The organism is Streptomyces sp. GL_141 (assembly GCF_057834385.1).
This window is the reverse complement of sequence record NZ_CM174402.1, coordinates 2,536,926-2,562,023: the sequence shown is the minus strand read 5'-3', so window position 1 is coordinate 2,562,023 and position 25,098 is coordinate 2,536,926. Positions and strand designations below refer to the sequence as shown.

The following is a 25,098-nucleotide window of genomic DNA, read 5'->3' as shown; positions in this document are numbered from 1 at the left end:
ACGTCACTCCGAGCGGAACGTCACTCCGAGCGCAGGCGGAACCAGTAGAAGCCGTGGCCCGCCAGGGTCAGCAGGTACGGCCATTCGCCGATCGGCGGGAAACGGACGTCGCCGGTGAGTTCCACCGGGACCCGCCCGTTGAACGACCGCAGGTCCAGCTCGGTGGGCTGCGCGAAGCGCGAGAAGTTGTGCACGCACAGCACCAGGTCGTCCCCGTACTCACGGAGGAAGGCGAGCACCGCCGGGTTCGTCGAGGGCAGTTCGGTGTACGAGCCGAGTCCGAAGGCCGGGTTGGCCTTGCGGACCTCGATCATCCGGCGGGTCCAGTGCAGCAGCGAAGACGGTGAGGCCATCGCCGCTTCGACATTGGTCACCTGGTACCCGTGGACCGGGTCCATGATGACCGGCAGGTTCAGCCTGCCCGGATCGCACGAGGAGAAACCGGCGTTGCGGTCCGGGGTCCACTGCATCGGCGTGCGCACCCCGTCGCGGTCGCCGAGCCAGATGTTGTCGCCCATGCCGATCTCGTCGCCGTAGTACAGCACCGGCGAACCGGGCAGCGACAGCAGCAGGGCGGTGAACAGCTCCATCTGGTTGCGGTCGTTGTCCAGCAGGGGGGCGAGCCGGCGCCGGATGCCGATGTTGGCCCGCATCCGCGGGTCCTTGGCGTACTCGGCGTACATGTAGTCGCGCTCTTCGTCGGTGACCATTTCGAGCGTGAGCTCGTCGTGGTTGCGCAGGAAGATGCCCCACTGGCAGCGGTCCGGGATCGCCGGGGTCTTCGCCAGGATTTCGGAGACCGGGTAGCGGGACTCTCTTCGGACCGCCATGAAGATGCGCGGCATGACGGGGAAGTGGAAGGCCATGTGGCACTCGTCCCCGCCCTTCTGGAAGTCCCCGAAGTAGTCGACGACGTCCTCGGGCCACTGGTTGGCCTCGGCGAGCAGCACGGTGTCCGGGTAGTGCGCGTCGATCTCGGCGCGCACCGCCTTGAGGAGGGTGTGCGTGCGCGGCAGGTTCTCGCAGTTGGTGCCCTCCTCGGCGTACAGGTAGGGCACGGCGTCGAGGCGGAAGCCGTCGATGCCGAGGTCGAGCCAGAAGCGGAGCGCGGAGACGATCTCCTCGACCACGGCCGGGTTCTCGTAGTTGAGGTCCGGCTGGTGGGAGAAGAACCGGTGCCAGTAGTACTGCTTGCGGACCGGGTCGTACGTCCAGTTCGAGGTCTCGGTGTCGACGAAGATGATGCGGGCGTCCTGGAACTGCTTGTCGTTGTCGGCCCACATGTAGTAGTCGCCGTAGGGCCCGTCGGGGTCCTTGCGGGACTGCTGGAACCACTCGTGCTGATCGCTCGTGTGGTTCATGACGAAGTCGATGATCACCCGCATGCCGCGGGTGTGCGCCGCGTCCACGAACTCCACGAAGTCGGCGAGGTCGCCGAATTCGGGCAGCACGGCGGTGTAGTCGGCGACGTCGTAGCCCCCGTCGCGCAGGGGCGAGGCGAAGAACGGGGGGAGCCACAGGCAGTCGACGCCGAGCCACTGGAGGTAGTCCAGCTTGGCGGTGAGCCCCTTGAGGTCACCCACGCCGTCGCCGTTGCTGTCGTGGAAGGACCGTACGAGGACCTCGTAGAAGACCGCCCGCTTGAACCAGTCGGGATCGCGGTCCTTGGCGGGGGTGTCCTCGAAGGTGTCGGGGACGGGATCGTTGATCATCATGAGATGGGTGACCCTCCGGTGGGCGGGGACGGTCGCAGAGCCGCCAGTACGTGCGCGGGCGTGCGGCCCGGTTCCAGGCGCACGTAGTTGGCCCTGCCCCAGTGATAGGTCTCGCCGGTGAGCTCGTCGCGCACCGCGAGGGACCCGTGCCAGTCGAGGCCGAGTACCGGCATGTCCAACGAGACCGTCGCCTCCTGGGTGTGGTGCGGATCGAGGTTGACGACCACCAGTACGGAATTGCTCCCCGCGTGCTTCGAATAGGCGATCACTTGTTCGTTGTCGGTCGGGTGGAAATGGATGTCGCGCAGCTGCTGGAGCGCGGGGTTGCGCCGGCGCAGCCGGTTCAGGGAGGTGATCAGCGGGGCGATGGTGCGGCCCTCGCGGTCGGCGGCGGCCCAGTCGCGCGGGCGCAGCTCGTACTTCTCGGAGTTCAGGTACTCCTCGCTGCCCTCCTTGACCGGGGTGTTCTCGCAGAGCTCGTAACCGGCGTAGACCCCCCAGGTCGGGGAGAGCGTGGCGGCGAGGACCGCGCGGATCTCGAAGGCGGGGCGGCCGCCGTGCTGAAGGTATGCGTGCAGGATGTCGGGGGTGTTGACGAAGAAATTCGGCCGCATGACGGAGGCGGAGCGGGTGTCCGCGAGCTCGGTCAGGTACTCGGTCAGCTCGGCCTTGGTGTTGCGCCAGGTGAAGTACGTGTAGGACTGCTGGAAGCCGACGGCGGCCAGGGTCCGCATCATCGCGGGGCGGGTGAAGGCCTCGGCCAGGAAGATCACGTCGGGGTCGGACTTGTTGATGTCCGCGATCACCTTCTGCCAGAAGACCACCGGCTTGGTGTGCGGGTTGTCGACCCGGAAGATCCGGACGCCGTGCTCCATCCAGTGCCGCAGGATCCGCACCGTCTCCCCGACGATGCCGGCCATGTCGGCGTCGAAGTGGATCGGGACGATGTCCTGGTACTTCTTCGGCGGATTCTCCGCGTACGCGATCGTCCCGTCGGCGCGGTGGCGGAACCACTCCGGGTGCTTCTCCACCCACGGGTGGTCCGGGGAGCACTGCAGGGCGAAGTCGAGCGCCACCTCGATGCGCAGCTCGCGGGCCTTGGCGACGAAGGCGTCGAAGTCCTCCAGGGTGCCGAGCTCGGGGTGGACCGCGTCGTGGCCGCCTTCGGTGGAGCCGATGGCCCAGGGCACGCCCGGATCCCAACTCCCCGCGGACAGCGTGTTGTTCGGGCCCTTGCGGAACGTGCTCCCGATCGGGTGGATCGGCGGCAGGTACACCACGTCGAAGCCCATCGCGGCGATGGCGGGCAGCCGCTCGGCGGCGGTCTCGAAGGTCCCGCTGACGGGAGCCTCGCCGGGCTCCAGCACCGCCCCCTCCGACCGGGGGAACATCTCGTACCAGGAACCGAAGAGGGCCCGCTTGCGCTCGATCAGCAGCGGCAGCGGCTTGGAGGCCGTCACCAGCTCCCGGAGCGGGCGCTTCGCCAGCAGCGCGTCGACCCGAGGGCCGAGGGCCGCCGCGTACCGCTCGGCGACGGGCCGGTCCTCGTCGCGCATCACGTCCGCGGCGGCCAGCACGTGCTCGCGGCCGTCCCGCTTGGGAATCTTCGCGGCGGCCCGCTCGTAGAGCTCGGCGCCTTCCAGGAGGGTGAGCCCGGTGTCGATCCCGGCCGGGATCTTCACCGCCGCGTGGGCCCGCCAGGTGCCCACCGGGTCGCTCCACGCCTCGACGGTGTAAGTCCACCTCCCCTCGACCTCGGCGGACACCCGCGCCCCCCACCGGTCGGTACCGGGAGCGAGCTCGGACAGGGGCACGGGGGGCCGCAGCCGCCCGCTCGGATCTCGGAGCACGACATGGGCCGCCACGGCGTCGTGCCCCTCGCGGAACACGGTGGCGGAAATCTCGAAGGCCTCGTCCACGACCGCCTTGGCGGGTCTGACGCCGCAGTCGACGGCGGGGCGGACGTCCAGCACGGGAATGCGACCGATCATGATGGGATCACCTGGGGGCAGTTCGCAGGGCTCGGTGACAACAGGCCAGCCGGCAAGGCAGCTGGTAGTGCACGCTCTGTTCGCTCTGTTTCTAGCTGCTCGGAAGACGGCTGGGCTGCGGGCATGGCCGCTCCTGTCCGCGTTCACTCGGGTGGCGGGAGAGGTCGGGGGAGGGTGCGCCGTGCGCGTACCCGGGGAGCCCTTCCCACTCCAGCCCGGCCCATGCCGCGTGTTCGGTTAACTACTCGTACGTACTGGAACGCCTGCCCGCACGCCACGGCTCGACACCTGCCGATGCTCCGTCAACTCGAAGAGGACTAACGGATGTCCACCGGCCCGCGGGCGTCCGGTGGAGGGGGGCTGGAGGGGGCATGGTCCGGGAGGGGGGAGGGCGCTAGCCTTCCGAGGGTGACGCTCGCGGTGCACAGCGTGGTGCGGCCGCTCCGATCCGTAATCCCCTGCGAAGGTGGAACGCGTGAAGGCTATCCGTCGATTCACCGTGCGCCCCGTCCTCCCCGAGACCCTCTCGCCGCTCGCCGACCTCGCGCGCAACCTGCGCTGGTCCTGGCACGCCGAGACCCGTGAACTCTTCCAATCCGTCGATCCCGAGGGCTGGCAAGCCGCCGGCGGGGATCCCGTCCGGCTGCTCGGCGCCGTGTCCGCCGCGCGGATCGCCGAGCTCGCCGGGGACCGGCGGTTCCTGAGGCGGCTCGCCGTCGCCGCCGCCGACCTCGATGACTACGTCCACGGCGGGAGGTGGTACCAGAGCCACGAGGCCGCCGCGGAGCTGCCCGCCGGCATCGCCTACTTCTCGCCCGAGTTCGGGATCACCGCCGCCCTGCCCCAGTACTCCGGCGGGCTCGGCATCCTCGCCGGGGACCACCTCAAGGCCGCCAGCGACCTCGGCGTCCCCCTCATCGGCGTCGGACTGCTCTACCGGCACGGCTACTTCCGCCAGTCCCTCTCCCGGGACGGCTGGCAGCAGGAGCACTATCCGGTCCTCGACCCCAACGAACTGCCCGTCGCGCTGGTGCGCGAGGAGGACGGGACCCCCGCACGGGTGTCCCTGAGCCTCCCCGGCGGCCGGGCCCTGCACGCACACGTCTGGCAGGCCCGCGTCGGCCGGGTGCCGCTGCTGCTCCTCGACTCCGACGTCGAGGACAACGACGCCGTCGCCCGCGAGGTGACCGACCGGCTGTACGGGGGAGGGAGCGACCACCGGCTGCTCCAGGAGATGCTGCTCGGCATCGGCGGGGTGCGGGCCGTCAGGGCCTACTGCCGGATCACCGGGCACCCCGACCCCGAGGTCTTCCACACCAACGAGGGCCACGCCGGGTTCCTGGGACTCGAGCGCATAAGGGAACTGGAGGGGCAGCAGGGGCTCGGCTTCGACGCCGCCGTCGAGGCGGTGCGCGCGGGAACCGTGTTCACCACGCACACCCCCGTCCCCGCCGGCATCGACCGCTTCGACCGGGCCCTGGTCGCCCGCCACTTCGGCGAGGGCGGCGAACTGGCCGGCGTACCCGTCGACCGGATCCTGGCCCTCGGCGCCGAGACCTACCCCGGCGGCGACCCCGGGGTGTTCAACATGGCGGTGATGGGCCTGCGCCTCGCCCAGCGGGCCAACGGGGTCTCCACCCTGCACGGCGCCGTCAGCCGCGAGATGTTCGCCGGGCTGTGGCCGGGATTCGACCCCGCCGACGTGCCCATCACCTCGGTGACCAACGGCGTGCACGCCCCGACCTGGGTGGCGCCCGAGGTGGTGAAGCTCGGCGCGAAGCAGATCGGCGCCGGCCGCACCGAGGACGCGCTCTCCGTCGGCGGCTCACAGCGCTGGGACGCCGTGGCCGACATCCCCGACCAGGACGTCTGGGACCTGCGCCGGGTGCTCAGGGAGCAGCTCGTCCAAGAGGTACGGGACCGCCTGCGCGCCTCCTGGCGCCAGCGTGGGGCCGCCGCCGCCGAACTGGGCTGGGTGGACTCCGTACTCGACCCCGACGTGCTGACCATCGGGTTCGCCCGCCGGGTGCCGTCCTACAAGCGGCTCACGCTGATGCTGCGCGACCCCGACCGGCTGCGCCGCCTGCTGCTGGACCCGGACCGGCCCGTGCAGATCGTGGTCGCGGGCAAGGCGCACCCGGCCGACGACGGCGGGAAGCGGCTGGTCCAGGAGCTGGTGCGGTTCGCGGACGACCCCCGCGTGCGCCACCGGATCGTGTTCCTGCCCGACTACGGCATGGCCATGGCCCAGAAGCTCTACCCGGGCTGCGACGTCTGGCTGAACAACCCGCTGCGCCCGCTGGAGGCCTGCGGCACCAGCGGGATGAAGGCGGCGCTCAACGGCTGCCTCAACCTGTCCGTCCTGGACGGCTGGTGGGACGAATGGTTCGAGCCGGACTTCGGCTGGGCCATCCCGACCGCCGACGGACTCGGCGCGGACGAGGACCGCCGCGACGACCTGGAGGCGAACGCCCTCTACGACCTGATCGAGGGCCGGGTCGCCCCCCGGTTCTACGACCGGGCCGGACAGGCCGGACTCCCGGTGCGGTGGATCGAGATGGTCCGGCGCACCCTGGTCTCCCTGGGGCCCAAGGTGCTCGCGGGGCGCATGGTGCGGGAGTACGTGGAGCGGCTCTACGCTCCGGCCGCGCTCTCCCACCGCGCCCTGACCCCGGACGCGGCGCGGGACCTCGCCTGGTGGAAGGGCCGGGTCCGCGCGGCCTGGCCGCAGCTCACCGTCGAGCACGTGGAGGCCCTGACCGCGGGCCCGGTCGGCGGCACCGCCGAACTCGGGGCCACCCTCACCCTGCGCGTACAGGTCTCCCTCGACTCCCTGGCCCCCGAGGACGTGGAGGTCCAGGCCGTCGCGGGCCGGGTCGACGCGCAGGACGTGATCCAGGCCGGGCGGACCTTCCCGCTCAAGCCCGCCGGCGGACCCGACCTGGAGGGCCGCTGGCTGTACGAGGGCCCGCTCGCCCTCGACCGTACGGGACCCTTCGGCTACACCGTACGGATCATGCCGGCGCACCCGCTGCTGGCGACCCCGGCCGAACTGGGCCTGGTCGCGGGCCCCGCCACGGGCATGGACACCGACGCGGGAGGCGGCGTGGTGCTGCGCTAGCCGCCCCGGCGGCAGGCGTTCAGGAGGCGGGCGGCGGGTCGACCAGCCGCCCGTCCTCCACCAGCATCCCGGCCCGCTTGACGCTGCGCAGGGCCGGGATCACCTCCACCTGCCCCACACCGTCCACCGCGCCGATCCGCTCGGTCAGGTACGTGTACAACGCGTCCGTGTCCCGGCACACCACCACCGCCATCAGCGAAGCGGCCCCGGTCACGGCCGCCGCGAAGGCCACCTCGCGGTGGCCCGCCAGCGCCGCCCCCACCTGCGCCAGCCGGGCGGGCGGGACGGTCAGCACGATCGTCGCCTCCGCCTCGTAACCGAAGAGCGCCGGGACGAACTCCACGTCGAAGAAGACCGCCCCCACCTCGCGCAGCCGCTCCAGCCTGCGCCGCGCGGTGGACTCCGACAGGCCACTGGCACGCGCCAGTTCCGGATACCCGGCGCGGCCGTCCCGGCCCAGCACCGAGAGCAGGGCCAGCTCCGCCTCGTCGAGCGCGTACCGCTGCGGACCCGGCTGCGCGGCGGGCCGCTCCAGGGCCGCGGTCTGGTCGGGGCGCAGTACGTCCAGGCCCACCCAGGCGTCGGGCCCGCCGAAGAACTTCCGCAGGATGGTGTGGGCGCTCACGCCCGTCACCCGGCGGGTCCGCGGCAGCTTCTCCAGCAGCAGGGCGTCCCGGTCCTGGCGGGTACGGGCCCGGGTCATGCAATGGATCTCGGTGCCGCCCGAGCCCAGGGTCACCCACGCGATGTCCGGGCGGCGGGCGAGCGCCTCGGCCACCGGGAGCGCGGCGTCGGGGGCGCACTGCACCCGGAGCCAGGCCTCGAACAGCCCGACCCGGCTGCCCAGCGGCAGCCCGACGACCCGGATCAGGCCGGTGGTCCGCAACCGCCGGTAGCGCCGTACGACGGTCTGGTCGGAGACCTCCAGCACCTCCGCCAGCCTGCTGAAGGGGGCCCGGCCGTCGATGGTGAGGGCCTGGACCAGGGACCGGTCGAGCGGGTCCAGCTCCGTTTCGTTCACGGTTTCCATCATCACAGACCCGTCCATGGGTGAAATCCGCCGCCGGAGGGCTGCTGGGTGGGGGTGGCCCCGGCGGGCTGGCACCTTGTGGGAGGCGGAAGCCGCGCCCCGCCGGACCCCGGCGGCCGCCCACCCGGTTCGCCGACCCGACCCGCCCCTGCCTTCGGACATCCCGGGAGTACCCCCATGCGCACATGGCTGCCGTTGACGGCGGTGTGTCTCGGAGCCTTCATGCTCCTGGTCGACGTCACGATCGTGACCGTCGCCCTGCCCGACATGGCAGCCGACATGGCTTCCGGCATTCCCAGTGGCGGGTTCTCCGAGCTCCAGTGGGTGATGGACGGCTACGCCCTCGCCCTGGCCGCCCTGCTGCTCGGCGCGGGATCGCTCGCCGACCGGATCGGCCGCCGCCGCGTCTACCTCGGCGGGCTCGGACTCTTTGCCGCCGCCTCCCTCGCCTGCGGCCTGGCCCAGGGCCCGGCCGCGCTCATCGCCTTCCGCGCCGTCCAGGGCATCGGCGGCGCCGCGATGTTCGCCACCACCATGGCCCTGCTCAGCTCCACCTACCAGGGCCGCGACCGGGGCGTCGCCTTCGGCGTCTGGGGCGCGGTCAACGGAGCCGCCGCCGCGGCCGGCCCGATCATCGGCGGGCTGCTCACCGAGCAGTTCGGCTGGCGCTGGATCTTCTTCATCAACCTCCCGGTCTGCGCCCTCGCCGTGTACGTCACCCTCAAGGCCGTCACCGAGTCCCGCGACCCGCACGCCAAGGGCCTGGACCTGCCCGGCATGGCCGCCTTCACCCTCGGCGCCGGGGCCGTCACCTACGGCCTCATCCGCGGCGGCGAGAACGGCTGGACCTCCGCCGGCACCCTCGGCCTGTTCGCCCTGGGCGCGGCCTCCTTCGCCGCCTTCGTCCTCGTCGAACTGCGCGGCTCCCGCCCGATGCTGGACCTCTCGCTCTTCCGCAGCCCGGTCTTCGTCGCCGTGATGACCGCCTCGCTGCTGATGTCCGGCGCCGCCTTCGGTTACCTCATGTACGTCTCCCTGTGGCTCCAGACCGCCGAGGGCATGGGCCCGGTCGGGGCCGGACTGGCCCTGCTGCCGATGAGCCTGGCCGGCTTCCTCGTCGCCGCGGCCTCCGGCAAGCTCCTGCACGGGGCCTCCCCGCGGACCACCATCGGCGGCGGGCTGCTCCTCATCGCGGCCGGTGCGCTGCTCCAGGGCTGGTTGCTGGACGCCGGCGACGGCTGGACGGCGCTGGTACCGGGCCTGGCCGTCACCGGTGTGGGCGTCGGACTGATCTCCCCCGCCCTGGCCGCGGCCGCGATGGGGGCCGTGCCCCCGGCCCGGGCGGGCATGGCGGGCGGTGCGCTGAACACCGCGCGGCAGCTGGGCATGGCCCTGGGCATCGCGGTGCTCGGCGCGGTCTTCCACACCGGGCTGGCCGACGGACTCGCCGGCTCCGGGCAGCCGCACGGCACGGCCACGGCGCTGGCCGGCGGCGGGGCGGCGCGGCTGCTGGACACCGTTCCGGGGGCCGCGACCTGGGTGGAGGCGGCCTTCGCGAGCGGGCTGCGCGACACCTTCTGGGTCTCGGGGGCGATGGGCCTGGCGGGGGCGCTGATCCTGTTCGTGCTGGTCCGCCGGCCGGCCGCCGGATCCGGCGGCAAGGGCCCGGTGGCGGTGCCGGTGCCGGGCCAGGGCTCCGCGCCGGCGGAGCGGGCCGCGGTCTGAGCGGGGCTCGTCCGGCCTCTTCGTACGCCCCGAATCCCGCGCGGATCCGGGGCGTTCGCGCGTTCGACGCCGGAAGGGGCCGGAAGGGGCCGGGAGGGACCGGGAGGGTGAACCTTCGAACGCGCTGCCGTGCCGCATCGCCGCATGGAGCCGGTCCGCTCCTACGCTGCCCGCGGGTGCCAACCGGACCTGGCATCCGAGGAACCCGAGGAACGGACTCCCCATGCGTCTTCGCACCACCGCCATCGCGCTCACGGGCGCCCTCGCGCTCGTCCTGCCGACCGCCGGGCTGTCGTACGCCAACGACCACGACGACCGCGAGTACCTCGGCACGCTGCACTACCGCTACAGCGACGGCGGTGACACGCGGCACGGCCGGATCGAGCCCGCCGACAACGACACCTGCTACCAGCTGACGAACGCGTCCCGGAACCACCCGGCCTTCCAGGTGCGCAACGACACGGATTCGCTGGCGGTGCTGTTCGAGGACCGCTCCTGCGGCGGCCAGGCCGTGGAGACGCTGGCGCCGGGCGAGCGGGCCGACGACCTGGAGGTCCGCTCGGTCTTCTTCAAGCCGACCGACGACTGGGACCACCACGGCCGCCACGACGGACGGCATGACGACGACCGCCGTGACGACCGCCGTGACGACTGGCGCGACGACGAGGACCGCAGCATCGGCGGGCGCGCCGCCGCCGCACCGGCCGACGAGACCTCGGACATCCTCGACTCGGTCTTCAGCTCCCTCGGCTGATCCCACGGACCGCGAAGGGCCCGGCCCCCCCAGGGGAGCCGGGCCCTTCACCTGCTTCGGGGCCTCAGCGGCCGGCAGGCCGCTCCGCGCCCGCCGCGAGCCAGTGCACCACGTCCGCGGCCGTGTAGGGCTCGGCGTTCGGGGCGAGCCTCGGGAGGAACGACAGGTCCTTGCCGATCGTCACCAGCGGGGGTTCCACCCGGCCGTGCGGCCGGCGCTGGGCCAGCCCGATCGTGGCCAGCAGGCCGTTGCACAGGCACTGGCGGCCCTTGGTGTCGGACGCCTCGCCGCCCTTGCGGACGTACGCGGCCACCGGCTCGGCCGCGCACCGGTAGACCAGACCGCGCGGACCCCGTACGGGAGTGCGCAGGAACCCGAGGTCGCAGACCCGGCGCCGGGCTTCGGACACCTCCGGCTCGGAGACCGTCCCCGGCAGGTCCGCCACCTTGAACGGGAACGAGGTCGGGGAGGCCTCGGGGTCGTTGCGGACCGAGAGGGTGCCGGTGTGGGCCCGGTCCAGCAGCTCCTCGCGCAGGTGGCGGGCCATCCCCGACTCCTCGCACAGGGCGAACGCGCTGCCGATCTGGACCCCGGCCGCGCCCTCCGCGAGCGCCCCGGCCACGGCCTCGGGGCTGGCCTGGCCGCCCGCGAGCCAGAACGGCAGCCCGAGCGCCGCCATCTTGGCGAGGTCGGGGCTGTCGCGCGGGCCGTAGACCGGCTCGCCGTCCTCGTCGAGCTTCATCGGCCCGCGCGGCGGGGCGCTGTGGCCGCCGGCCTGGCTGGTCTCGATCACGAAGCCGTCGGGGCGGGTGATCTCGTCCCGGGCCAGGTAGGTGGCCAGGACCGGGAGCGAGACGATGGCCAGCACGTGGGGGCGGCGCAGCGGGCCGGGCAGGTGCCCGGCGAGCAGGGCCGCGGGGTCGAAGAGGTGGTTCAGGGGCTCTTCGGCGCCCTCCACGTGGATCTTGCTCACGCAGCGTTCGTAGCGCGCCAGCCGTGAGGCGAGGGCAGGGATCTGACCGGGGACTCCCGCGCCCACGAGCACGTAGTCGACGCCTGCCAGGATCGCGCCGAACATCGCGGGGGCGGTGGCGAGCTGGATCTTCTCCAGGTAGTTGATGCCGACGACACCGTCATGTCCCTCCTTGGCGAGCCAGACCTCGACGAAGTTGCCGAGGACGGTGAGGATCTCGGCCTGCGAACCGCCCGTCGCCCGCAGCCGCGGGGTGGTGCGCATCGCCGTGCCGTCCGCGAGGCCTTCCTCGCGGAAGTAGAGGTCGAGGGCGGACTGGGCGAGCTCGGGCAGCGGGAAGGCCGCCAGCGCGCGGCGGGCGTGGCCGCCGGGGTCGCCGGTCTGCAGCACGCGGGCCAGTACGACGTCCAGGGCCGTGCCGGAGACCACGCCCAGCTGGCCCTCGCCGGAGACGGCCCGGGCCAGCCGCCAGCCGGAGACGCCGACGCCCATGCCGCCCTGGATCAGCCAGGGGTGCTGCGCGGCGGGGGCGTTCGTGGGGGTCTGCGGCATGGGTCACGTCCTCGGAATCACCCGAACCTACGGTTCCGTAGGTTCGCTGATTTCCACTATGACGCCGGCCCGGCCGGCCGGCGGGCGCCGAAGGTCCTGGCCCTGGGGGTACGTGGACCCGGTGGCCGGGGCCCAATGGAACAGGGCCGCCCGGGGAGGTCTTCTCCCGGGCGGCCCCGTGGTCTAGCGGTTCAGCTCTGGTTCACGAACGGCCCCGGTGGGGGTCAGAAGGTGAGCTTCCAGCTGTCGATCTTGCCGGTGTCGATGTTCGCGTTGTCGTTGACACGCAGCTTCCACACGCCCTGGGCGACCTCGGAGGAGGCGTTGACCGTGACGGACTTGATGATGTTGTCCGCACTGCCGCCGCTGCGGTTGTGCAGGTTGTACAGGGTGCCGTCGGGGGCGACGAGGTCGACCTTCAGGTCACCGATGTAGGTGTGGAGGATGTTGAGGTCCACCTTGAGGGTGCTCGGGGCGTTGCCCGTGCGGTTCACGGTGATCGGGGAGTCGACCGTCGAGTTGTCGGCGATCGCGTAGTCGGTGGTGTTCTCGAAGACGTTCGGCTGTGTGGTGCCGACCGTCCAGGTGAACGCCGCCGTCCCGGTCTGGTTCGCCGAGTCGGTCACCGTGACGGTCACGTTGGACGTGCCCGCCGTGGAGGCCGTACCCGAGATCAGGCCGTTGGAGGCGTTGATCGACAGCCCGGCCGGCAGGCCGGTCGCCGCGTAGCTCAGGGCACCCGCGTTGGTGCTGGTGGCCTGGATCTGCAGGCTGACCGCGCTGCCCGTGACGGTGTTCTGGTTGCCCGGGCTGGTGACCGTGACGCCGTTCGTGGGACGGGCGCCGACGGCGATGGCGGCCCAGGCGTGCGCGACGTTGGTGTACGTGGCCGAGCCGGAGCCGTACAGGTCGGCGGCGGCCTGCAGGGTGGCCGTACGGGCGGCCGCGTAGTTGGTGTTCGACCGGAACAGGCCCGTGGTCAGGGCGCGGAACCAGATCTTGGACGCGGCGTCGCGGCCGATCGGGGTGACCGGGAGCCCGTCGGCGGTCGGCGAGTCGTAGCTCACGCCGTTGACGACCTTGGCGCCCGAGCCCTCGGAGGCCAGGTAGTACCAGTGGTTGGCCGGGCCCGAGGAGTAGTGGACGTCGATCGAGCCGAGGCCCGAGTACCAGGAGTCCTTCGACGAGCCGTCCTTGCTCGGCTTGTCCATGTAGCGCAGCGGGGTGCCGTTGCCGCGGATGTCGATCTTCTCGCCGACCAGGTAGTCGCCGACGTCCTGCGGGTTGGCGGCGTAGAACTCGACCGCCGCCGCGAAGATGTCGGAGGTGGCCTCGTTCAGACCGCCCGGCTCACCGCTGTACGTCATGTTGCCGGTGACCGAGGTCAGGCCGTGCGTCATCTCGTGCGCGGCCACGTCGGTGGAGGTGAGCGGCTTGGCGTTGCCCTCACCGTCGCCGTACGTCATGCAGAAGCAGGAGTTGTCCCAGAAGGCGTTCACGTAGTTGTTGCCGTAGTGGACCCGGCTGTACGGGGAGACCCCGTCGTTGCGCAGGCCGTTGCGGCCGTGGACGTTCTTGTAGTAGTCCCACGTCACCTGCGCGCCGTAGTGGGCGTCGGCGGCGGCCGTCTCCAGGTTGGCCGGCAGGCCGTTGCCCCAGACGTCGTCCGTTCCGGAGAACAGGGTGCCGGTGCCGGAGGTGGCCCGGTTCAGGTTGTTGGTCTTGTGGCCGCCGCGCGAGGCGTCGTTCAGCGTGTAGTTGCTGCCCGACTGCGCGGTTCCGATGGTCACCTGGCCGCTGTACATGGTGTTGCCGGTGCCGGTCTCGATGCCCTGCCACTCGGTGATCTTCGCGCCGGTCTTGGCGTTGGTCACCACGTGCAGCTCGCTGGGCGTGCCGTCGTGCTGGAGGCCGCCGACGACGGTCTCGAAGGCGAGGACCGGAGCGCCCTCGGCCGCCCAGATCACCTTGCGGGCGCCCTTGGTGGCCTTGGCGTCCTTGGCACCCTCGGCGTTGGCGGCGGAAACCGCCTGGCCCTCCGCGACGGACGGCGCGACGGTGGCGGTGGTGTCCACCTTCAGGTCGTGGTTCGTGGCCTTGGTGACGCTCTTGGTGACGCCGCCCTTGGCGTGGACGGTCAGGTCACCGCCGAGCACCGGTATGCCGTCGTAGGTGCGCTCGTACGTGGTGTGGGTGGTGCCGTCCACGTCCTTGACCACGTCGCGGACGATGAGCTTCTCGCCGCTGCCGAGGCTGAGCGCCTTGGCGGCCTGCGCGGTGGTGGAGTTGGCCTCGGCCAGGAGCGTCGCACGCTCCGAAGCGCTGAGTTTGAGATTGGCCGCGCCCGGGTTGGCCTGGGCGACCGATCCGGCCTGCGACGCGGTGGCGTCGGCGTTGGCGGAACCTGTCTGGATGCCTACGGCGAGGAGAGCGGCCGCGGCAACAAGCGCGCCGGCCGTGGTGGCACGCCGCTGGGGGGTGGGACTCAACGCAGACTCCTTCTGCAAGGGGGGTTCCGGATGGCTGGGTGGGCCTCCGGGCAGATCGGGCTGGTGCGATGAACGGTCGAAGAGTGCCACCTGCGCGCTGTGATGTCAGGGCCGCGTCAAAAGGTTGGCCGGAAATCGTTCGTTGTCCGAAGAGACGTATCCGGTATGCGGAACATTCACTTTGGGATGAGAGAGGGGGCGCGTCCCGCACCCGGAATGCGGACGGCCGGGCGCTAACGCTTGGGCAACAAGATGTCCGGTTCCGGGAAACGGCATTTACCGTACTGGCGTTTGTCGTACTGTTTCCCGGTGCGCCTGATGTCCACTGTTTGGGGAAGCCGCGGACTCGCGCCACCGTCATAGACCACGTGCCAGGGGGGCCTCATGAGGCATGTCCGTATTCCTGTGCAAAGAGTGGCCGGCGCGGCCCGGGCGTCGGCCATGCGGGCCCGGGGCCTGCGCGACAAGGCCCGTTGGTACCTGCCGGCCGCGGTCGCCGCGGACCTGATCGGCGCGGGAGTACCCGTCGGCCTGGTCTTCGAGGCCGCCCACCAGGCCCGGCCCCTGTTCTGCGCCCTCGGCGCGGCCCTCGCCTGGACCGGCGTGCAGCTGATGCGCCGGCGCTACGCGGGCCGCGCGCTCGGCGAATCCCGGGGAGTCCTGCCCGTCCTGCACGACTGGCTGATTCTGATCGGCGTACTCGCCGTGGCCCGCGTGGTCACGGGGGAGAACACCCCCCGGCTGTCCGCCCTCGGCGCCCTCGTACCCGCCCTGCTCGTCACCGTCGCCTGCCACAAGCTGACCTACCGCCACCTCTCCGCCGCCCGGCGCGAAGCCCAGGCGGTGAGCCGGGTCCTGGTCGTCGGCGAGCCCGACGCCGCCGAGTCCGTCATCGGACACCTCGCCGCGCGCACCGACCACCCCTACGTGGTGGTCGGCGTCGTCCCGGTGGGTCCCGGCGGGCTGGACAGCGGGGTACCCGTGGCGGCGCGGCTCGGCTCCGCGATGGCGCAGTCCCCGAACGGGGACTCCGCCGCCGTGCTCGGAGCCGTCTCCGCCCACCGCGCCGACCTGGTGCTCGTCGCACCGGGTGCCCGGCTCGCGGGGGAGCGGCTGCGCCGGATCTCCTGGGCCCTGCACGACGCCGGGCTGGAACTGGCGGTCTTCCCCGGGCTGGTGGAGGTCTCCGTCAAGCGACTGGAGACCCTGTCCGCGGGCGGCCTGTCCATACTGCGGGTGGCGCCGCCGGTGAGCCGCGGCATGCAGACCCTGCTGAAGTCGGTACTGGACCGGGCGGGCGCGGCGCTCGGACTGGTCCTGCTGTCGCCGGCCTTCCTCGCGATGGTCCTGGCGATCCGCTGCGGCTCGCGCGGGCCGGCCTTCTACCGGCAGCGGCGCATCGGCCGCGACGGTGTCCCCTTCGTCATGTGGAAGTTCCGCACGATGGTCGTGGACGCCGATGCGCGCAAGGCCGAGCTGTCCGGGGCCAACGAGAACGACGGCCTGATGTTCAAGATGCGGCGAGACCCCCGGGTCACCCGCGTGGGCCGGCTGCTGCGCCGCACGTCCATGGACGAACTTCCGCAGCTGATCAATGTGGTGGCGGGCAACATGTCACTGGTCGGCCCGCGCCCTCCGCTGCCGGAGGAGGTGGCGGAGTACGACGAGGTCGAACTGCGCCGGCTCGCGGTGCGGCCCGGGATGACCGGGCTGTGGCAGATCAGCGGGCGGTCCGACCTCTCGTGGGACGAAACGATCCAGCTCGACCTGCAGTACGTGGACAACTGGTCGTTCACCAGTGACGTCGACGTCATGGGCCGCACGCTCCGCGCCGTGGTCGACGGTCGCGGAGCGTACTGAGGCACCGGGGATCCCTGCCTTGGGATCAGCCCTGCCCGCTGCTCCGCTCCTTGCCCGGCCCGCTGTCCTGCCCGGAGTCCTGCTCGCGCCACCAGGCGTACGTGGCGGCGATGCCCTCGCGCAGCGGGACCGCGGGCTTCCAGCCGAGCCCGCGCAGCCGGGTCACGTCCAGCAGCTTGCGGGGCGTCCCGTCGGGCTTCGAGGTGTCCCAGGCGAGCCTGCCGCGGAAGCCGGTCACCTCGGCGACGGTCTCCGCGAGGGCCTTGATGGTCAGGTCCTCGCCACAGCCGATGTTCACCGGCTCGGCGCCGTCGTACTCGCGCAGCAGCACGGCGCAGGCGGCCGCCAGGTCGTCCACGTGCAGGAACTCCCGGCGGGGCGTCCCCGACCCCCACAGCGTGACCTCCTCGCGCCCCTCGGCGGCGGCCTCGTGGAAGCGCCGGATGAGGGCGGGCAGGACGTGCGAGGACTCCAGGTCGAAGTTGTCGCCCGGGCCGTAGAGGTTCGTGGGCATGGCGGAGATGTACGAGGCCCCGTACTGCTTGCGGTACGACTGGACCTGGACGATGCCGGCGATCTTCGCCAGGGCGTACGCCTCGTTCGTCGGCTCCAGCGGGCCGGTCAGCAGGGCGTCCTCGCTGATGGGCTGCGGGGCCAGCTTGGGGTAGATGCAGGAGGAGCCGAGGAACAGCAGCCGGCCGACCTCCGCGGCGTGCGCCCCGGCGACGACGCTCAGCTGGATCTTGAGGTTGTCCTCCAGGAACTGCACCGGGAACGTGCTGTTGGCCATGATCCCGCCGACCTTGGCGGCGGCCAGGACGACGGCGTCGGGCCGCACGTCCCGCAGGTACGCCGCGGTCGCGGCGGCGTCGCGCAGATCGAGGTCGGCGCGGCCGCGGGTGAGCACCTCGTACCCGTCGGCGGTGAGCCGGCGGACGACCGCGGACCCCACGAGGCCGCGGTGGCCGGCGACGAAGACGCGGGCGTTCGGGGGCAGGAACGGCGAACTTGTCATACCGCCGATGATGCCAGTCCGCTGTCCGCGGTTTCACGGGGGAGCCCCCGGCCGCGGTTGCCTGCCGCACGCCTCGGGGCCGACCCCGGAAGCCCCGGCGGGCAGGGGGATTTCGGGTGGCAGCGGCGAGTCCGGTACATACCGCCCCGCAAGGGGGCGAGGGGGCCCGATCCGGCGGGAGGGGGCTCCGGGTCGAACGTGTACGGTACCGATCTGGTACCCGTCTCCAGCCCCCTGGCGACGGACCGCGCAGCACCCGGGCCCGGCCCCACTCCACATCCGGCGGCCGGCTCGAACACCGGAGGCCGCGGACTCCAGCCGCACTCCGGGGGCCGGTACCGACCCGGACCCGGGGTCCGGAACCAACCCGCACCCGGTGCCCGGCACCGACCCGCACGACGAGGCGTGACCCCGGGGCACACCCGGGGCCGCGCCCCGAGCCACACCCGGGGCGACGCCCCGAACCGAACAGCTCCGGCCCGTACACCGGGGCGCAGCCACGACCGCACCGCAACGATCCCCAGGGGGACCCAATGGGCAAGACCGCGCTGATCACCGGCGTCACCGGGCAGGACGGCTCGTACCTCGCAGAGCTCCTGCTCTCCAAGGGCTACACGGTGCACGGGCTCGTGCGGCGGTCCTCCAGCTTCAACACGGAGCGGATCGACCACATCTACCAGGACCCGCAGACGGCGAACCGTTCCCTCGTGCTGCATCACGCCGACCTCTCCGACGGCGTCGCCCTGGTGAACCTGCTCCGCGAGATACGCCCCGACGAGGTCTACAACCTCGGCGCCCAGTCGCACGTCCGCGTCTCCTTCGACGCCCCGCTCTACACCGGCGACGTGACCGGCCTCGGCGCCCTGCGCCTGCTGGAGGCGATCCGGGCCAGCGGCGTGGACACCCGCATCTACCAGGCCTCCTCCTCGGAGATGTTCGGCGCCACCCCGCCCCCGCAGAACGAGGCCACCCCGTTCCACCCGCGCAGCCCGTACGGCGCCGCGAAGGTGTTCGCGTACTGGACGACGGTGAACTACCGCGAGGCGTACGGCATGTTCGCCGTGAACGGGATCCTCTTCAACCACGAGTCCCCGCGCCGCGGCGAGACCTTCGTGACCCGCAAGATCACCCGCGCGGTCGCCCGGATCAAGGCGGGCCTCCAGGAGAAGCTCTACCTCGGCAACCTCGACGCCGTCCGCGACTGGGGCTACGCCCCGGAGTACGTGGACGCCATGTGGCGGATGCTCCAGCAGGACGAGGCCACCGACTACGTCGTGGCCACCGGGGTCGCCGCCACCGTCCGCGAGTTCGTCGAGGCCTCCTTCACGCACGCCGGCCTCGACTGGAACGAGCACGTGCGCTACGACCCCAAGTACGAGCGCCCCAGCGAGGTCGACGCCCTGATCGGTGACGCGTCCAAGGCCCACGACCTGCTCGGCTGGAAGCCGACGGTCCTGGTGGCCGAGCTGGCCAGGATCATGGTGGATTCCGACATCCGGCAGGTCGAGGACCAACTGGCGGGCGCCAGCGTCCGCATCGACCGCTGAGGCCTTATATTTCGCCTACGATTTGCCCTGTCCCGGCCATTCGCGCAGCTATCGGCGGCTGTGGCCGGGGCAAATCTGCCGTATGTCCGTAGTGCTCCATCCGCGTCCGGACTCGTTGATTCCAAGTTGGTAAGCAATGGGTCCCGCGTGGTGACCAGGCCCTCGCGTGAGCCCTAGTCTGCGCCAGTACATATGGCTGTTCCGCCAGTTGTCGAACCAGCCATTCAAGCCGGGCAATTGCCCTGGGGGGCTCATGCGTAGATCCAGAGGGCTGACTGCTGCCCTCGCCCTGTCACTGGCCGGCGCCGGCACCGCGATAGGCCTGGTGCTGATACCCGAGGCGTCGGCCATCACGCAGCCGGTGGCCTTCACCGCCGACAACCTGCCGACGTGGCAGCCCAACGGGATCGTCTGGGCGATGGCCGAGGCCAACGGCACCGTCTTCGCCGGTGGCACCTTCTCCGCCGTCCGCCCGCCCACCGGCGACGCCGGTGCGGAGCAGGAAGCCGTGAACTTCGTCGCGCTCGACGCGGCGACCGGCGCCCCCACCTCCTGCAAGCTCTCCTTCACCATCGGCGACGGCAGCGCGACCGTGCGCGCGCTCACCGTCTCGAAGGACAAGAAGACCCTGTACGCGGGCGGTTACTTCTCCGCCGTCAACGGAACCCCGGTCAACAGCGTCGCCGCCATCGACATCGCGACCTGCACCCCCAAGGCCTCGTTCCACCCGAAGTTCCCCTCCACCGTGCGCGCCCTCGCCGCCACCGACACCACCCTGTACGCGGCCGGGGACTTCAGCACCGTCGAGGGCGCGACCCGCGAGCGGTTCGCCGCGGTCGACGCCGCCTCCGGTGCGCTCAAGCCCTTCGTCGCCAACGCCGACGACCCCGGCCGCGCGCTCCAGCTCAGCAACGACGGCAAGAACATCCTGCTGGGCGGCGACTTCTTCACCGTCAACGGATCCCAGAGCCACGCGCTCGCCGTCGTGAACGCCACCACCGGAGCCGTCGTCAAGACCTACGGCACCATCCCCTCGATGTCGGTCATCAAGTCCATCACGGCCGACGCCACGGGCTACTACACCGGCGCCGAGGGCACCGGCGGCTTCGACGGCCGCGTCGCCCTCGCCACCGACTTCAGCGAGAAGTGGCGCGACCAGTGCCTGGGCGCCACCCAGGCCGTGCTGCCGTACGACGGAGTCCTCTACAGCTCCTCGCACGCGCACAACTGCACCTCCGAGGGCCAGTTCCCCGACGGCAAGCGCCACTTCCTGCTGGCGCAGCTGACCGACTGGGGCAACGGCGGCCTCGACGCCCCCGCGCCCATCGGCGGCTTCGTGCGCAGCCCGGCGAAGCTCGGCTGGCACCCCACCTCCAACGACGGCCTCGGCGAGGGCATCGGCCCGCGCGTGATGGCCATCGCGGAGAAGGGCACCGCCAAGTACATGTGGGTCGGCGGTGAGTTCACCCTCATCAACGGCAAGGCCCAGCAGGCCCTGACCCGCTTCGCCTCCACCGGCGACGTCGGCGCGCCGACCACCCCGGTCGCCAGCGTCTCCAGCGTCAAGCCCGGCGAGGTCCAGGTCCGCTGGCGCGCCAGCTACGACGCGGACGACAACAAGCTGACCTACCGCATCTACCGCAACGGCTCCGCGACCCCGATCGCCACCGTCAGCGCGAACTCCCTGGAGTGGCTGCGCCAGCAGGCCTCCTGGACGGACGCCACGGTCAAGGCCGGCGTGTCCTACAGCTACCGGGTCACCGCCACCGACGCGGCGGGCAACACCAGCGCCCTGTCGGCGACGGTCTCGGTCTCGGTCCCGACCACGGTCAGCGCGTACCCCCACCAGGTCCGCGAGGACGGCGCCAATCTGTACTGGCGCTACGACGACGTCGTCAGCCCGTACGTGGCCGACTCCTCCGTCTCCGGCAACACCAGCGGCATCCAGCTCAACGCCCCGGCGCTGCGCCAGACCCCGGGCGCCATCACCGGAGCCAGCACGGCCATGGGCTTCAACGGCACCAGCCAGCAGGTGTACAGCGACCACCGCCAGACGGTCGGCAGCAGCTACACGCTGGAGACCTGGTTCAAGACGAACACCACCCGCGGCGGCAAGCTGCTCGGTTTCGGCACCAACCAGGACCGCAACAGCAACCTGTACGACAAGCACCTCTACATGACCAACACCGGCCGGATCTTCTTCGGGGTCAACCCGGGCTCGACGAAGACCATCTCCACCGGCCTGCTGGACACGTTCAACGACAACAAGTGGCACCACGTGGTCGCCACCCAGGGTCCCGCCGGCATGGCGCTGTACGTGGACGGCAAGCTCAAGGACACCCTCAACGTCACCGGCTCCCAGGCGATCGAGGGCTACTGGCACGTCGGCGGCGACAACCTCGCCGCCTGGCCGTCCCGGCCGACCAGCAACTTCTTCGCCGGCCAGATCGACGAGACGGCCGTCTACCCGAAGGTGCTGACCGAGGCCCAGGTCAAGAACCACTACAACCTGGCCAAGGCCGCCACGGACACGGTCTCCAAGGTCACCGCGACCGAGGACACCTACATCAACCAGGGCGCCCCCAGCACCGCCTACGGCACGTCCGCCTCGCTGGCCGTCCGCGGCACCTCGGCCTACGAGACGTACCTGCGCTTCGACATCCCGGCCGCCCCGGCCGGCACGGTGCTGAAGTCCGCGTCCCTCCAGGTCAAGACCACGACCGTGGCGAGTGCCGGCACCACCGACACCGTCTCGGTGGTCCCGGTCACCGGTACGTGGAGCGGTGCGGGCACGACCTTCAACAGCAAGCCGACCCTGGGCACCACCCCGCTCGGCTCCTTCGCCGGCGTGCCGGACGGTTCGGCGGTCCAGAGCACGACGCTGGACACCGCCGCGCTCTCCGCGGTGCTGGGCAGCAGCTACAGCCTGGGTCTGACGAGCACGGGTACCAACCCGCTGTGGATCTGGTCCTCGGAGTCCACGGCCGTGGACGCCAAGCCGCAGCTGACCCTCACCTTCGGCGCGAAGTAACCGCTTGACGGAGTGCGGGGCCCGGCCGCTTCGACGGCCGGGCCCCGCACGCCCTTCTCATACGTACGGGAGCCACCTCATGTACCGACGCTCCGCGGCGGCCGCCGTCCTGCTCGCCGCCGCCCTGACGCTGACGGCCTGCGGTTCGGGCGGTGACGGCAAGGCCGAAGCCTCGTCCGCCTCGCCCAAGCCGCCGGCCGCCTCGCCGGTCCCCGACCCGGCCGACGCCACGGACGCCCCGGCGCCGGCCGCGCCGGACGCGAAGCCCACGGGTCCGGTCCTGCCGGACGCGAAGCTCGTCCCGAAGACGGGCAGCTTCACCGCGCCGCAGAAGCAGTACCTGAGCGGCAGGGTCCCGGAGAAGATGGACCCGGCGGCCGTCCTGCAGAGCGGCCAGGAAGCCTGCCAGCGGGTGGAGCGCACGGCGAAGCGGGACAAGGACGCGGCGGTCGGCGCCCTCGTGGCCGGGGAGATCCCGGGCGCGAAGGACGCGATCACCTACCTCTGCCCGGAGCAGAAGCCGGTCCTCGACGCGTCGGCGAAGGGCTTCGGGGACGGTACGAAGGAGTCCCCGGCGGCGGGCACCTACCGCGCGCTGACCCAGAGCACGACGTGCACCTGGGAGGCCAAGGGCAAGGACGGCGCCGCCCTCGCCGCGGGCCCGGAGACCCCGCTGAAGCCGGGCGACAAGATCACCGCCAAGATCCCGGCGGGCACGACCCAGTTCGTCTCGAACGGCTGCTACGCCTGGATCCCGGCGTAGCACCCCGCCGAACGCAAACGCCCCTGCTGCCCGAACTCCCGGGCAGCAGGGGCGTTTTCGTTCCCGCATCGGGGGCATCCGCGCCTCCACACGGCGGGGCGGCACCCCGTCCACGAGGCTGGAGGCGAATCCCATGAGGGGCATCAGCGGTTGCATAGGCCTGATCGTGGTGGGGGCCATCCTCACCTTCGCGAGCGACTGGCAGCTGCAGAGCGTGAACCTCGACCTGGTCGGGGTCATCATGATGGTCGCGGGCGCCATCGGCCTCGCGGTCTACGCGAGCGTCCTCAAGCGCCGCCGCGTCGGCGCCCTCCCGGTGGTCGACGAAACCCGCCGCGGCCTCTGAGACATGAACAAGCGCTAGGCGCGGTAAGACGACAACAGCTCCTGCGCGTACTCGTCCTCCGGGGCGAGGTCGTGGACCGCCCGGGAGGCCTCCTCGACTCGCCCCGTCTCGCACAGCAGATTGACGAGGTGGTACAGGGCGCCCCTGTCGCCGCCGTGGGCACGGCGGGACAGTGACGCGTCCATCTTCCGTTCGTGAAGTGACCTGTTGAGCCTTCGGCGTGCGTGGACATCGGTGCGCGCCAGTTCCGCGAGTTCTGTGAACCGCTCCGCGTCGACGAGCAGCTGCAGGTGCCACAAGTGGTTGCGGTGCGCGGAGGAATCGGCGGAATAGCACTCGGCGCGGGCGCTGACCAGCATGATGGCCGCGTCCCAATCCCGGCGCCGCTCTGCTGCCAGGGCCTGCTCGTACCACTCCATGGGATGACGCCCTCAGCGGGAGATGCGTTCGTACACCGGCAGCAGGGTGTCCAGGACCGCGTCCATCGAGAAGGCGGACGACGCCAGTTCGCGGGCGGACTTCGAGGCCGTGGTGTTCTCGGCCGGGTCCAGGAGGGACAGGACCGCTTCCGCGACGCCCGCCGGGCCCGGGTCGACCGCCCGGCCCGCGCCCGCGCGGGCGATGTCGCGGGCCAGGCCGTTGGAGTGGGTCACCACCGAGGGGACGCCCACCGACAGCGCCTCCAGGACCGACATCGGGAACGGCTCCTCCACCGACGGGAGTACGTAGACGTGGGCGCGGCGCAGCTCCGTCAGGACCTCCGCGCCGGACAGGGCGCCCGGGACGGTGAAGCGGGCGGAGAGGCCCAGCTCCGCGATCCGGCCGCGCACCGCCGCGAGTTCGCCCTCGTCGGGGCCGGCCACCACGAACTCCGCGTCCGGGTGCGCCGCCAGGACGGCCGGGGCGGCGTCCACGAAGTCCACCGGGCGTTTGCGGGCCTGCAGGCGGGCCGAGTAGAGGATCCGCGGAGGTCCGGACAGGGCGGGGCGCTCCTCCTGGGCCGGGGTGCCGTTGACCAGGCGGACGGTGTTCGGGAGGGGCGCCCCGGCCACGGCGTCGAGGCCCTCGCGCTCGTGCGGGGTGAGGTACAGCAGGGCGTCGGCGCCGCGCAGCAGGCGGCGTACCGCCAGCGCGTCCAGCACCTTGGCCAGCAGTTTCCCGCTCGGGTCGACCATGCCGTGGGTCTGCAGGACCAGCGGCTTGCCGGCCCGCAGCGCCGCGAGCGCGACGGGAAGGGTGACCAGGTCCCGCGCCAGGTGCACGTGGACCAGGTCCGCGCCCCGCACCAGGCGGCCCGCGGAGGCGAGCAGGGCAGGCGAGGTCATCCCGCTGAAGCCGAGGGGGAGCAGGCGCCGGGCGGGGAAGAGCTTCGCGGGGACCCCTTCCACCGAGGTGGGCCAGGGCTCCGGGAACCCCTCGCCCAGCGCCAGCAGGTTCGCCTCGTGCCCGCGGGCCCGCAGCCCCTTGGCCAGGTTCAGCGCGACCCGTACCGGCCCGCCGAAGGCGTGCGTGGGGGAGTGCAGGGTGACGGCGTGCAGGACTCTCACTTGGGCTCCTCGACCGGGCGGCGCCGCCCGTCCTGGGTCTGCAGGGTCAGCGCGGGGAGGTCCTTGTGGACCACGGCCCCGGCGCCGGCGACCGCGCACCGGCCGATGGTCACCCCGGCCAGCACGGTGGCCCGTACCGCCACCCACGCGCCGTCCTCGACGGTGACCGGCGCGTTGCGGTAGCGGAAGTCGGCGGCCCGGTGGTCGTGCGAGCCGGTGCACAGCAGCGCCTCCTGCGAGACGCAGGCGTGCGCGCCGATCGTCACGGGCTCCAGGTTGAGTATCCAGGCGCCCTCGCCGATCCAGGCGTGGTCGCCCACGGTCAGCTTCCAGGGCCACAGCACCCGCACCCGGTGGCGGATCAGCACGCCGTCGCCGATCTTCGCCCCGAAGGCCCGCAGCAGCGCGACCCGCAGCCGCGCGGGGCACAGCCAGCTCATGAAGAGCGTGTTCATCACGGCGAACCAGAGCGCCTGCGTCAGCCGCCCGCGCCCCTTGTCGTATCCGGCCAGCGTGAAGGCAGGAAGATCACGCACGGGCACCCCCTCGCACTGCGGCCCCGAACGGCGCCTCGAAGGCGCCTCCCCGGGCGCCGAGCGCTCAGACTAGACTGCGCCCGGATCAGGCACAGGGGGTGGG

17 protein-coding genes are annotated in these 25,098 nt (G+C 71.8%); 8 read left to right on the top strand and 9 right to left on the bottom strand.

All coding sequences use genetic code 11. The features are described from left to right. Nucleotides 1–20: 20 nt before the first annotated feature. Together treS and AC3IX6_RS10730 are read right to left on the bottom strand one after the other, a co-directional pair. The gene (gene treS / locus AC3IX6_RS10735) at nt 21–1,715 is read right to left on the bottom strand and encodes a maltose alpha-D-glucosyltransferase (RefSeq protein ID WP_489369941.1); all 1,695 of its coding nucleotides are present in this window, start codon (nt 1,713–1,715) and stop codon (nt 21–23) included. After that, complete coding sequence (locus AC3IX6_RS10730) at nt 1,712–3,706, bottom strand: alpha-1,4-glucan--maltose-1-phosphate maltosyltransferase (protein ID WP_489369940.1); 1,995 nt, start codon at nt 3,704–3,706, stop codon at nt 1,712–1,714. Before AC3IX6_RS10730 ends, treS begins: the two co-directional genes overlap by 4 nt. Before the next feature lie 475 nt (nt 3,707–4,181). Between AC3IX6_RS10730 and glgP the strand changes: the two genes are divergently transcribed. Beyond that, nucleotides 4,182–6,827 carry an alpha-glucan family phosphorylase gene (gene glgP, locus AC3IX6_RS10725; RefSeq protein WP_489369939.1) on the top strand — a complete coding sequence of 882 codons (2,646 nt, stop codon included), beginning with the start codon at nt 4,182–4,184 and terminating at the stop codon, nt 6,825–6,827. 19 nt (nt 6,828–6,846) lie between these two features. Here glgP and AC3IX6_RS10720 read toward each other — a convergent pair whose 3' ends face one another. Then, nucleotides 6,847–7,857, bottom strand: coding sequence for an Lrp/AsnC family transcriptional regulator (locus AC3IX6_RS10720; protein ID WP_489371400.1), 1,011 nt, complete (start codon nt 7,855–7,857; stop codon nt 6,847–6,849). A 177-nt stretch (nt 7,858–8,034) separates the two neighbouring features. On the opposite strand from AC3IX6_RS10720, the gene AC3IX6_RS10715 reads away from it, so the two are divergent. Further along, entirely contained in the window at nt 8,035–9,582 is a 1,548-nt protein-coding gene (locus tag AC3IX6_RS10715) for an MFS transporter (protein ID WP_489369938.1), read from the top strand. A gap of 223 nt (nt 9,583–9,805) precedes the next feature. Next, nucleotides 9,806–10,336, top strand: a complete 531-nt coding sequence (locus AC3IX6_RS10710; RefSeq protein ID WP_489369937.1) for a hypothetical protein — start codon at nt 9,806–9,808, stop codon at nt 10,334–10,336. A 64-nt stretch (nt 10,337–10,400) separates the two neighbouring features. Here the strand turns inward: AC3IX6_RS10710 and AC3IX6_RS10705 are convergent, their stop codons facing one another. Both AC3IX6_RS10705 and AC3IX6_RS10700 read right to left on the bottom strand, forming a co-directional pair. Then, complete coding sequence (locus AC3IX6_RS10705; RefSeq protein WP_489369936.1) at nt 10,401–11,861, bottom strand: nitronate monooxygenase; 1,461 nt, start codon at nt 11,859–11,861, stop codon at nt 10,401–10,403. 224 nt (nt 11,862–12,085) lie between these two features. Continuing rightward, entirely contained in the window at nt 12,086–14,350 is a 2,265-nt protein-coding gene (locus AC3IX6_RS10700; RefSeq protein WP_489369935.1) for a M4 family metallopeptidase, read from the bottom strand. Between the two features lie 384 nt (nt 14,351–14,734). On the opposite strand from AC3IX6_RS10700, the gene AC3IX6_RS10695 reads away from it, so the two are divergent. Further along, nucleotides 14,735–16,210 carry a sugar transferase gene (locus AC3IX6_RS10695; protein ID WP_489369934.1) on the top strand — a complete coding sequence of 492 codons (1,476 nt, stop codon included), beginning with the start codon at nt 14,735–14,737 and terminating at the stop codon, nt 16,208–16,210. Between the two features lie 25 nt (nt 16,211–16,235). Here the strand turns inward: AC3IX6_RS10695 and AC3IX6_RS10690 are convergent, their stop codons facing one another. Next, complete coding sequence (locus tag AC3IX6_RS10690) at nt 16,236–17,225, bottom strand: GDP-L-fucose synthase family protein (RefSeq protein WP_489369933.1); 990 nt, start codon at nt 17,223–17,225, stop codon at nt 16,236–16,238. A 533-nt stretch (nt 17,226–17,758) separates the two neighbouring features. On the opposite strand from AC3IX6_RS10690, the gene gmd reads away from it, so the two are divergent. The 4 genes from gmd (at nt 17,759) to AC3IX6_RS10670 (ending at nt 22,912) form a co-directional block, all read left to right on the top strand. Continuing rightward, complete coding sequence (gene gmd / locus AC3IX6_RS10685; RefSeq protein ID WP_489369932.1) at nt 17,759–18,772, top strand: GDP-mannose 4,6-dehydratase; 1,014 nt, start codon at nt 17,759–17,761, stop codon at nt 18,770–18,772. Between the two features lie 253 nt (nt 18,773–19,025). Beyond that, nucleotides 19,026–21,803, top strand: coding sequence for a CBM96 family carbohydrate-binding protein (locus tag AC3IX6_RS10680; protein ID WP_489369931.1), 2,778 nt, complete (start codon nt 19,026–19,028; stop codon nt 21,801–21,803). A gap of 79 nt (nt 21,804–21,882) precedes the next feature. After that, nucleotides 21,883–22,566 (top strand): hypothetical protein, encoded by a 684-nt coding sequence (locus AC3IX6_RS10675; protein WP_489369930.1) that lies wholly within the window; start codon nt 21,883–21,885, stop codon nt 22,564–22,566. Between the two features lie 133 nt (nt 22,567–22,699). Then, on the top strand, nt 22,700–22,912 hold the full coding sequence (locus AC3IX6_RS10670; RefSeq protein ID WP_250744801.1) for a hypothetical protein: 213 nt from the start codon (nt 22,700–22,702) through the stop codon (nt 22,910–22,912). A 14-nt stretch (nt 22,913–22,926) separates the two neighbouring features. Here the strand turns inward: AC3IX6_RS10670 and AC3IX6_RS10665 are convergent, their stop codons facing one another. From AC3IX6_RS10665 to AC3IX6_RS10655, 3 genes are read right to left on the bottom strand one after another with little or no spacing between them, the layout of a single operon-like run. Further along, nucleotides 22,927–23,331: a hypothetical protein gene (locus AC3IX6_RS10665; RefSeq protein ID WP_489369929.1), complete on the bottom strand. Its 405-nt coding sequence runs from the start codon at nt 23,329–23,331 to the stop codon at nt 22,927–22,929. A 12-nt stretch (nt 23,332–23,343) separates the two neighbouring features. After that, nucleotides 23,344–24,459: a glycosyltransferase gene (locus AC3IX6_RS10660; protein ID WP_489369928.1), complete on the bottom strand. Its 1,116-nt coding sequence runs from the start codon at nt 24,457–24,459 to the stop codon at nt 23,344–23,346. Beyond that, nucleotides 24,456–24,995: a WcaF family extracellular polysaccharide biosynthesis acetyltransferase gene (locus tag AC3IX6_RS10655; RefSeq protein ID WP_489369927.1), complete on the bottom strand. Its 540-nt coding sequence runs from the start codon at nt 24,993–24,995 to the stop codon at nt 24,456–24,458. The genes AC3IX6_RS10660 and AC3IX6_RS10655 overlap by 4 nt, the downstream gene beginning before the upstream one ends. Nucleotides 24,996–25,098 lie beyond the last annotated feature (103 nt).

Bases quoted from the DNA above. Each gene is read 5' to 3' on its own strand.
- AC3IX6_RS10680 (WP_489369931.1), top strand. From the start codon at position 19,026: ATGCGTAGATCCAGAGGGCTGACTGCTGCCCTCGCCCTGTCACTGGCC.
- treS (WP_489369941.1), bottom strand. From the start codon at position 1,715: ATGATGATCAACGATCCCGTCCCCGACACCTTCGAGGACACCCCCGCC.
- AC3IX6_RS10675 (WP_489369930.1), top strand. From the start codon at position 21,883: ATGTACCGACGCTCCGCGGCGGCCGCCGTCCTGCTCGCCGCCGCCCTG.
- AC3IX6_RS10720 (WP_489371400.1), bottom strand. From the start codon at position 7,857: ATGGAAACCGTGAACGAAACGGAGCTGGACCCGCTCGACCGGTCCCTG.
- AC3IX6_RS10730 (WP_489369940.1), bottom strand. From the start codon at position 3,706: ATGATCGGTCGCATTCCCGTGCTGGACGTCCGCCCCGCCGTCGACTGC.
- AC3IX6_RS10695 (WP_489369934.1), top strand. From the start codon at position 14,735: ATGAGGCATGTCCGTATTCCTGTGCAAAGAGTGGCCGGCGCGGCCCGG.
- gmd (WP_489369932.1), top strand. From the start codon at position 17,759: ATGGGCAAGACCGCGCTGATCACCGGCGTCACCGGGCAGGACGGCTCG.
- AC3IX6_RS10665 (WP_489369929.1), bottom strand. From the start codon at position 23,331: ATGGAGTGGTACGAGCAGGCCCTGGCAGCAGAGCGGCGCCGGGATTGG.
- AC3IX6_RS10690 (WP_489369933.1), bottom strand. From the start codon at position 17,225: ATGACAAGTTCGCCGTTCCTGCCCCCGAACGCCCGCGTCTTCGTCGCC.
- AC3IX6_RS10710 (WP_489369937.1), top strand. From the start codon at position 9,806: ATGCGTCTTCGCACCACCGCCATCGCGCTCACGGGCGCCCTCGCGCTC.
- AC3IX6_RS10705 (WP_489369936.1), bottom strand. From the start codon at position 11,861: ATGCCGCAGACCCCCACGAACGCCCCCGCCGCGCAGCACCCCTGGCTG.
- AC3IX6_RS10670 (WP_250744801.1), top strand. From the start codon at position 22,700: ATGAGGGGCATCAGCGGTTGCATAGGCCTGATCGTGGTGGGGGCCATC.
- AC3IX6_RS10715 (WP_489369938.1), top strand. From the start codon at position 8,035: ATGCGCACATGGCTGCCGTTGACGGCGGTGTGTCTCGGAGCCTTCATG.